The organism is Bradyrhizobium sp. (genome assembly GCF_035484855.1).
GTDB lineage: Bacteria > Pseudomonadota > Alphaproteobacteria > Rhizobiales > Xanthobacteraceae > Bradyrhizobium.
In genome coordinates this window covers 56,242-65,149 of the sequence record NZ_DATHOP010000101.1, presented here as the reverse complement: position 1 = coordinate 65,149, position 8,908 = coordinate 56,242, and the positions used below count along the sequence as shown (strand labels likewise).

The window sequence follows — 8,908 nt, the reverse complement described above, 5'->3', positions numbered from 1 at the left end:
GGGGGGATGCTGGTCTCCGTTTGACCCGCACCGGACACGAGGGTAGACGACATCGCCGACGCGCAACCATCGCGACATTGAGGCCACCAACCCACGCTACTTTCCGAAGCACGACTCCAGGAAAGAAACCATGACTGAACTCGCTGCGGGCCGCGGCGCCAATGCCGGCCTGCGGATCGTTTGTCCCAACGGCCACCTGGGCTTCGCGCCTTTGAAAACGGCCAGCTTTCGGCGCGGGCTCGACGTCGCGCCCGACCTGATATGTGCCGACTCGGGCAGCAATGACATCGGCCCCGTGCCGCTTGGTTCGGATGGAACCGCAAGCCCATTGGCGTGGCAGACCCACGATCTTGAAGAAATGCTGCTGGGCGCGCGTCGGTTGGGCATCCCCATGATCATCGGTTCGGCCGGCGACACGGGCGCGAACAGCCGGGTCGACCTGTTTGTCGGCATCGTCCGGGAGCTTGCCCGCAAGCATGGGCTCGGCCCATTCAAGCTCGGCTATTTCTATTCCGAGGTCGACAAGGAGCGGATTCGCCGGGCGATAACCAGCGGCGACGCGGTCCATGGGCTCGACGGCCGGCCAGATCTGACGCTCGATGACCTCGATGCGACTGACCGTATCGTCGGTATGGCCGGCGTGCATCCGTTCATCAAGCTGCTCGACGCCGGCGCCGATGTCATCATCGGCGGTCGCAGCAGCGACTGCGCGATCTTCGCTGCGCCGGCGATCCGGGCGGGATATCCCGAGGCGCTTGCCTACTTCTATGGCAAGATTTTGGAATGTGCGTCGTTCTGCGCCGAGCCCTACGGCGGCAAAGAGTCGGTTCTGGGCGAGATCACCCACGAAGACATCAAGGTGACCGCGATGCTGCCCGGGCAACGCTGCACTGTGGCATCCGTTGCGGCGCACGCAATGTATGAGCGCTCCAATCCGTTCTTCGAGCATTTCGTCGGCGGCCACATCGACATGGGCCGGTGCGTTTATGAGCAGTTCGACGAGCGCACGACGCGTGTGACCGGGCCAAGCTACGTGCCGGCGTCCGAGCTTCGCGTCAAGCTCGAAGGATCCGGCAAGCTCGGCGAGCGCTATGTGGGCATGGTTGGCATCCGCGACCCCTACACGATCGCCAATGTCGACGCCGTCATTGCGTGGGCATGCGCCCAGGCCGAGGAGCGCTTCGGACCGCCGGGCGCGGGCTACCAGCTGACCTACACCGTCTATGGCCGTGACGGGATCATGGGCGAGATGGAGCCGTTACGCAAAACGCCCGGCCACGAGTTGTGCGTCGTCGTGCAAGGCGTGGCCCCAACCAAGGCGATGGCCGAGGAACTGTGCATGATCGGAACGCGCCAGATGTTCTATGCGCGGCTGCCGAACGTCAGGGGCACCGCAGGCGGCGTCGCCTTCATTTTGGACGAGGTGCTGCCGGCAAGCCCAGCCTACCGCTGGACCGTCAACCATACGCTGCGCATGGTTCACCCACTGGAACTGTTTCCGACCCATCTGATCAATGTGGGAGTTTGAGCCGTGACACAGGCGCCGCGCAAGACTGTGCCGCTGGTCGATCTCGCCAAAACCATCCGCAGCAAGAATGCCGGCGTCGACAAGATCACCTTCGACATCATTTTCCGCGAACGCGCGGCGTTCGATCTGGTGCGCGCCAGCGGCGTGGTGTCGAAAACCGCGGTCAGCCGCTTGCTCTCGATACCGGAGGCGCGGATCACCGATTATGTCGAGTTCGACCCCGCGCTCGCCATCAAGTTCACGATCCAGCGCCACCTGACCAGCGGCAGCCCCGGCGATGCGGATATCTTCGGCAGCCAGCAATACGGCCCGCTGCTCGGCCTCGAGGTTCCGATCCCCGATTGACCCGCGCCGCCGCGATCGCGGTCCTCAGATCACCTTGCCTTGCCGCATGTCCCTGACCTCGTCGGCCGTGCAGCCGAGCCACTCGCCATAGATCGCCTCGCAATCCGCGCCGAGAACCGGCGCGCATTTCAGCGCGACCTTGGTGTCTGACATCCTGAGCGGCCAAGCCGGCACGGTGACCGGCCCGCGTATCGGATGCTCGATCGTCTGCATCATGCCGCGCGCGTGCAGGTCCGGGTCGTTCAGCAGCTCGAGCGTGGTCATGACGGCGCCGCATGGAACGCCGGCGCCGGCGATGACCCGGGTCACCTCCTGCTTGGTGCGCTTCGACGTCCAGTCGGTGATGGCCGCATCCACGACCGCGCGGTGCTGGGCACGGGTGGGGCCGTCGACCATGCGCGGATCGTCGAACAGGTCCTCGCGGCCGATCGCCTTCACCAGCCGCCGCCAATGCTCCCCGTTGCCGCGCGAGGCGAAGATGTAGCACCAGTCGTCGATCCCGCCCGGTGCGCACTTGTAGAGGCCGCCCGGCGCGGTCCCGGGCACCGTGTTGCCGCCGCGCGGCAGCTGGTCCTCGCGCGCGGCCTGGCGGCTCATCGGCGTGCGGCAGTAGTTCAGCATCGCATCGCGCATGGCGATCTGGATGTGCTGGCCGCGGCCGGTCGTCATGCGCTGGTAGAGTGCGGCGAGAATGCCCATGGCGCACAGCATGCCGGTGCCGGTATCGCCGATGGTCGGGCCCGGCCGGACCGGCGGCTCGCCAGGATGGCCGTTCACCCCCATGGTGCCGCCCATCGCCTGGGCGATCATGTCGAAGGACAGGTAGTTCGCGTGCGGGCTCTCCGGCGCGAAGCCCTTGACCTGGGCGAAGATCAGTCGCGGATTGAGCGCGCTCAGCCGCGGATAGTCGAAGCCCAGGCGGGCGAAGGTGCCGGGCGCCATGTTCTCGATCACGACATCGGCCTTGGCGATCATCCGCCGCAGCAGCGCCTTGCCCTCCTCGCTCTTGAGATTGCAGGTAACGCTGCGCTTGTTGAGGTTATAGTAGATGAAATAGTGCGAATCGGCGTCGGACCGATCGGTCATTCCCCAGCGCCCCGGCTCGCCGCGCTGCGGCTCCTCCACCTTGACGACGTCGGCCCCGAGCCAGGCCAGCGCCTCGGTACAGGACGGTCCCGCCTCGAACTGGGTGAGGTCGAGCACCTTGATCCCCTTGAGCGCCGGCTGAACCCCGGTCGCGGCGTCCGGCTGCCTTACCTGTTCCTGCATGGCGAACCCTCCCGGTATCGCGCCGCGGGCCATCCCCGCTGCGGCGCTTTGATGCATCACTCAGCTATGCCAGGCGAAGTCCTGCGCCTTGCGGGTCGACCCCTGCGAGATCATGACATTGACCAGCGCGGGACCGTCAAATTTCATCGCCTCGTCGAGGGCGCCGCGAATATCCTTCGGGTCCTGGACGAAGAATCCCTTGCCGCCGAAAGCTTCCATCACCCGGTCATAGCGCGCGCCATAAATCAACGCGTTGGGCTTGAGATTGAACATCGGGTTGTCCGGGATCTGAGGCATGCCGGGACCGATGCCGCCATTGTTCAGGACGACGATCTTGGCCGGGAGGTTGTAGCGCACCAGTGTTTCCATCTCCATGCCGGAAAAGCCGATCGCGGAATCGCCCGAGAGGTGGACCACCGGCCGATCGGGATGCGCCACACAGGCGGCGATGGCCTGGCCGAGGCCGACCCCCATCGTGCCGTAGGTGCCGGCATTGAGGCAGGACCGAGCGTTGAAGCTCGGCAATTGCGTCAGGCCGATATCCATGGTGCCGGCGCCTTCGGCGCTCAGGATTGCGTCCCGTGGCATCCAGGCGGCGACGTCGCGCAACGCGCGGTAGTAGCCGGCCGGCGCAGCATCGTCATCGACCTGCGGCCGGATTTGCGCCGCATTATCGGTCGTCTTTTTGGCAATCGCCTGCCGCCACGGCGAGTCCTTGGCATGGAACCACTGACGCTTGTCGAGCGCCTTGTTGAGCTGGCTGACGATGGCCTTGCCGTCGCCTACCAGCGCCACTTCGGTCGGCTTGTTGTGGCCGATCTCCTCGGGTGAGATGTCGAGCTGGATGATCTTGACGTCCTTCGCGTAGCGCGGCGGCAGGCCGAAATGAAAGATCCAGTTGAACCGCGCGCCCATCAGGAAGACCACGTCAGCCTGCTGCAGCGCCAGCGTGCGGGCAGCGCTTGCCGACAGCGGATGGTCGTCCGGCATGACGCCCTTGCCCATCGGCGAGCGCACGAACGGCACTTGCGTGCGCTCGAGGAAGGTGCGGACCTCGTCCTCGCCACGCGACCACGCCATGCCCTTGCCGAGGATAACGAGCGGTCGCTCGGCCCGTTCGAGCAGGTTCAGCGCCGCCTCGACGTTTTCCGCCGGCGCCACCATGCGCGGCGGTTCGCCGACGCGCTCGACCTCGACGACCTTGTCGAGGTCGCATTTGCCCCTGATGATGTCGTCGGGCATGTCGAGATAGGTGGCGCCGGGGCGGCCGTAGATCGCGTTCCGGGTTGCCATCTCGACATAGTAGGGGATGCGGTGCACGCTTTCGATGCCGTGCGCGAATTTGCAGAACGGCGAGGCGATCAGGACCTGTCGCTCCTCCTGGAACGCACCCATGCCGCCGCGGTAGGTTTCCGAGGCGCCGCCGATCAGGATCATGGGCCAGCAGTTCTGCTGGGCATTGGCGAGACCCGCCAGACCGTGCACCACGCCCGGACCGGTCACGGTGAGGCAGGCGCCGGGGCGGCCGGTGAGATATCCGTAGGCCGCCGCCGCATAGGCCGCGCTCTGCTCGTTGCGCACCCCGAGATAGGCGACGCCTTCCTTCTGCGCCGCCACGGCAATCGCGGTGACCGGAAACCCAACGATCCCGAACAGGTGATCGATGCCCTGCTGCTTGAGGCTCCGCGCAATCAGGGTCGCGCCGTCGACTTCGCCCATGGTTTCCCCCTTTGTGATTTATTGTTCTTTGGCCCGAGATTATGCATAGATGGCGGCGTCGCGAAAGTGCAGTGCGTTCAGCCGAGCCATGCGTTCGGGCGCTGTTGGCACTTTCTGGAAGTAAGCAGTCAGGCTGGCGATATCGGTTCATAGGGGTAAAATGGACGTCGTGGCTGAGTCCGGAAATGACCCCCAATTGCGACATCTTCCGTGTCCCGTGCCACGAAATGGCCGATTTATGCCGGATGGCTGATGCTTTGAGATGCGAGCCGCTGGCTTTCGGCACTGGAGAGGCGATTAAATTGGCGGTTGCGCTGAGTCCGGGCATGGCCCTTTACGCCCCGGGTCTAGCCTCAACAGTCAGCTCGCGGGGGTAACCTCGACTCGGAGCTAGCTACGCACCCGGTCAAAGGACGTGAAATGGCGCAACGCAATGTAAATCGCGATCGGCGGCAGGGAATAAACCAGAGCGACCGCCATCATATAGTTCCATGGCGCCTCGTCGCTGTCGAAGAACTGATCGATGGCCGCCGCCACGGTCATGTTGCGCGTCGATGAAAGCAGCATGAACTGGTAGAGGTAGTCGTTCCACGCCAGCAACAAAGCATATACGCCGACCGCTACGAGCGCCGGTGTCATCAGTGGCAGGTAGATGCGCAGATAGATCTGGACAGGTGAAGCACCATCTATCTTGGCGCACTCATCGAGCTCCATCGGCAGCAGCTTGCCGTATTGGTGCAGGATCAAGACGGCGTACGGCGTGGCGAAGGCGACGTAAGCAGCAATCACCGCCCAGAGGCTGTCGGAGAGCCCGTAAGCATGCATGATATGGACGAACGGTATGATCAGGATGGCCGTCGGCAGAATGTAGGTAAGTAGCGCGGCGTCACCAATTAGCTGGCCACGGCGAAGCCGCATCCGCCCGATCGCAAAGCTGGCGAGCGAGCCGATGACCATAGTGAGCACCATGGTGGCTACGCCGAGAAATATGCTGTTGCCGAACTGATGCCAGAAATGTTCCAGATACCAATGATCTTGCGTCCAGACCGCACGGAAGCTGTCCAACGATGGATCTTGCGGCCAGAGGCTGCCGGTGAACTCGTCGCCATCGTCATCGAGCGCAATGAGGACCATGTTGTAGACCGGTAGCAGCGTCCAGATCAGCAGTACGACGCCCACGGCCGCACCGGCGATGCCGCCGGCAAGTCGCCGTCCGTTGCGGTAACGACGGCGCGCGGTGAGATCTGCGGCGGCCACGCCGCTGATGACGGGTCGGCCGGTCATAGTTGCACGCCGGTCCTGTGCAGGCGCCGTATCAAGAGGATAACGACGGGGATGACGAGCGGCAAAGCCGACATCATAGCTGCCGCCCCCAGCTCCGGATGGCCAAAGCTGAACGCCTGGTGGAAGCCGTAGGTTGCCAGCACGTCCGTGGTGCGCGCGGGCGCACCCGAAGAGACGAAATGGACGGTCGGAAAATCACCGAACGTCCAGAGCGCAGAGAGCAGCGTCGCCACAAGATAGACATTGGCCATCAACGGGAATGTTACATGGACCGTCTGCTGGATGCCGGTGGCGCCATCGATCGCAGCCGCTTCATAGATTTCCTTGGGGATCGCCATCCGCGCGCTCAGGAATATCAGTGTCCAGAATGGCAGCCACTTCCAGATATAGGCGAGAATGTTAGCCGCCATTGCCATGCCTCGTGACACCAGGAACAGAGGGCCGTCTGCGCCGGTCACCGCGGACCACAGGCTGTCAAGGAGCCCCCATTGGGACACCAGCATGTAATGGATCGACAGGAAGACGGAGAGCGCCGGCAGCGCCCAGGGCAGCAAGAACACGACCAGGAGCGCCCGCACCCACCAGCGTCGCTGCATAAAAAAGCCGGAGAGCAGAAAGGCAAGAAACATCTTCACGTTCACGCCGATGCAAACGAACAGCAGCGTGTTGACGAGTGTGTCGATGTAGCGCGGGTCGGAGAACAACAAGGTGTAAAGCGCCGGCCGGCTGCCCATCCACAGGCCGAACACGACGGGGTAGGCGATGAACGCCACGAATACCACCGCATAGGGAATGACGAAAGCGATTGCCCAGGCGATGTCCGAGCCTTGCAGGCGGAAATGCCGGCGGGGACGGCGGGCCTGGCCGGCAGGTGCAGGAGTCTGGGGCGGCAGAACCTGCTGCGTGCTGCTCATCGTGCCCCGCAGGGAATCGGACCCAAATCTATCCCTTCAAGTCTATCCCTTCACGCCGCCCATGGTCAGGCCGGCCGCCATATTCCGGCGGAACATGTAGTAAATCATCAGCGGCGGCAGCGCATATACGATCGCCGTCGCCATCATCAGGTTCCAGGGCGATTCGTCGCTGTTCAGGAACTGCGCCAGGGCGACGGCGACTGTCATGCTGTCTGGCGTCGAGAGCATCAGGAAATTGTACAGATATTCGTTCCAGGCGAGCAGCAGCGCATATGTACCGACTGCGACCAGCGCCGGCGCCATCAGCGGCAGGTAGATAAACAGATAGATCTGGAGCGGGTTCGCCCCGTCGATCCTCGCCGACTCGTCAAGCTCCATCGGGATCGATTTGCCGTACTGCGAGAAGATGAAGATCGCGTACGGCGTGGCGAATGTGGTGATGGCGGCGACCACGGCCCACAAATGGTTGGTCAGTCCGTAAATTTGCATGATCCTGTAGAACGGAATCGCCAGGAACGACGCCGGAATGACATAGGTCATCAGCGCGGCGTTCGTGAGCAGCCAGCCGTTGCGAAGCCGCATCCGTCCGACGGTGAAGCTGGCGAGCGAGCCGATCAGCAATGTGAGGAACATCGTCATCAGTCCGACGAAAAAGCTGTTGCCGAACTGATGCCAGAAATGTTCGAGGTACCAGAAGCCTTCGGTGAACACGACATAGAAGCTGTCCAGCGTCGGGTTCTCCGGCCAGATCGTGCCCGCGAAGATGGCGTCGTGGCTCGAAAGCGCGATGACCGCCATGTTGTAGATCGGCGCCAGCGACCAGACGATCAGCACGATGCCCAGCAAGATGCAGGCGGCTTCCACGGCGCGGCGACGCGCGCGGTAGCGCCATGGCGGAAGATGCCGGGCGCGAGCGACGCTCACAGCTGCTGCTCCGACATGCGCAGCTTGCGCATCAAGATGAAGATCAAGGGGATCAATACCGGCAAGGCGGTCATGACCTCCGCCACCCCGAGCCGGGGGAGGGAAACCGTATAGGCATAGCGAATGCCGAGCGTGGCGAGCACCTCCGTCGACATCGCCGGGCCCCCGCCGGAGACGAAGTAGGTGGCATTGAAATCGCCGAGCGCGAAGACGGTATCGAGTAGCACGCAGACGATATACAGGTTCGCCATCAGGGGCAGGGTTACATGGGTCAGGCGACGCAGGCCGCTCGCGCCGTCGACCGCGGCGGCTTCGTAAAGTTCCTGCGGGATCGCCATGCGACCGGACAGCAGGATCAAGGTCCAGAACGGCAGGTTCTTCCAGATATATGCGCCGATGTTGGCGCCTAGCCCCATCCAGTGCGAGTTCAAATAGACCGGTCCGTCGATGCCGGTCAGCAAATACAGCACATTGTTCAGCATCCCCCACTGTCCGTTCAGGAACCAGTGGATCGACATGTAGGCGGGAAGCGCCGGCGTCGCCCAGGGCAGGATGAAGATGACCAGAACCGCTTTGACCCACCATCCCTTGCGCATGAAGAAGCCGGACAGCAGGAAGGCCAACGCCATCTTCGCGTTCACGCCGATGCCCACGTACAACAGCGTATTGATGACCGCCGTCAGATAGCGCGGATCGTCGAAGAGCTGGCGATACAGCGCCGGATCGCTGCCCATCCACAGTCCGTAGACAACGGGATAGAGGACAAACGCAAAGAAGATGAGGACGTAGGGCAGCGCGAACGCGACGGCCCAGAGACGGTCAGAGCCATAGAGGCCGCCGCGTCGAGCGGGCCGCCTGATCGCAACGGTCGTCAGGCGCCGTCCAACCGGAAGCGCCTGCTGGGTTATGCTCATGTGGCCCTCGT

The 8,908-nt window shown here is 63.4% G+C and carries 8 protein-coding genes; 2 read left to right on the top strand and 6 right to left on the bottom strand.

Going from position 1 to position 8,908, the window contains the following annotated elements; genetic code table 11:
- Positions 1–130: 130 nt before the first annotated feature.
- Positions 131–1,528, top strand: a complete 1,398-nt coding sequence (locus tag VK804_RS11995; protein WP_325371030.1) for an acyclic terpene utilization AtuA family protein — start codon at positions 131–133, stop codon at positions 1,526–1,528.
- A 3-nt stretch (positions 1,529–1,531) separates the two neighbouring features.
- Positions 1,532–1,873: a DUF4387 domain-containing protein gene (locus tag VK804_RS11990; RefSeq protein ID WP_325371029.1), complete on the top strand. Its 342-nt coding sequence runs from the start codon at positions 1,532–1,534 to the stop codon at positions 1,871–1,873.
- Positions 1,874–1,897: 24 nt separating this feature from the next.
- Here the strand turns inward: VK804_RS11990 and VK804_RS11985 are convergent, their stop codons facing one another.
- The 6 genes from VK804_RS11985 to VK804_RS11960 all read right to left on the bottom strand — a co-directional run bounded on the left by VK804_RS11985 (position 1,898) and on the right by VK804_RS11960 (position 8,897).
- The gene (locus tag VK804_RS11985; RefSeq protein WP_325371028.1) at positions 1,898–3,142 is read right to left on the bottom strand and encodes a CaiB/BaiF CoA transferase family protein; all 1,245 of its coding nucleotides are present in this window, start codon (positions 3,140–3,142) and stop codon (positions 1,898–1,900) included.
- Between the two features lie 60 nt (positions 3,143–3,202).
- Complete coding sequence (locus tag VK804_RS11980; RefSeq protein WP_325371027.1) at positions 3,203–4,861, bottom strand: thiamine pyrophosphate-binding protein; 1,659 nt, start codon at positions 4,859–4,861, stop codon at positions 3,203–3,205.
- A 390-nt stretch (positions 4,862–5,251) separates the two neighbouring features.
- Entirely contained in the window at positions 5,252–6,145 is an 894-nt protein-coding gene (locus VK804_RS11975) for a carbohydrate ABC transporter permease (protein WP_325371026.1), read from the bottom strand.
- Complete coding sequence (locus tag VK804_RS11970; protein ID WP_325371025.1) at positions 6,142–7,059, bottom strand: sugar ABC transporter permease; 918 nt, start codon at positions 7,057–7,059, stop codon at positions 6,142–6,144. The genes VK804_RS11975 and VK804_RS11970 overlap by 4 nt, the downstream gene beginning before the upstream one ends.
- Positions 7,060–7,101: 42 nt before the next feature.
- Positions 7,102–7,983, bottom strand: coding sequence for a carbohydrate ABC transporter permease (locus VK804_RS11965; RefSeq protein WP_325371024.1), 882 nt, complete (start codon positions 7,981–7,983; stop codon positions 7,102–7,104).
- On the bottom strand, positions 7,980–8,897 hold the full coding sequence (locus VK804_RS11960; protein ID WP_325371023.1) for a sugar ABC transporter permease: 918 nt from the start codon (positions 8,895–8,897) through the stop codon (positions 7,980–7,982). Before VK804_RS11960 ends, VK804_RS11965 begins: the two co-directional genes overlap by 4 nt.
- Positions 8,898–8,908 lie beyond the last annotated feature (11 nt).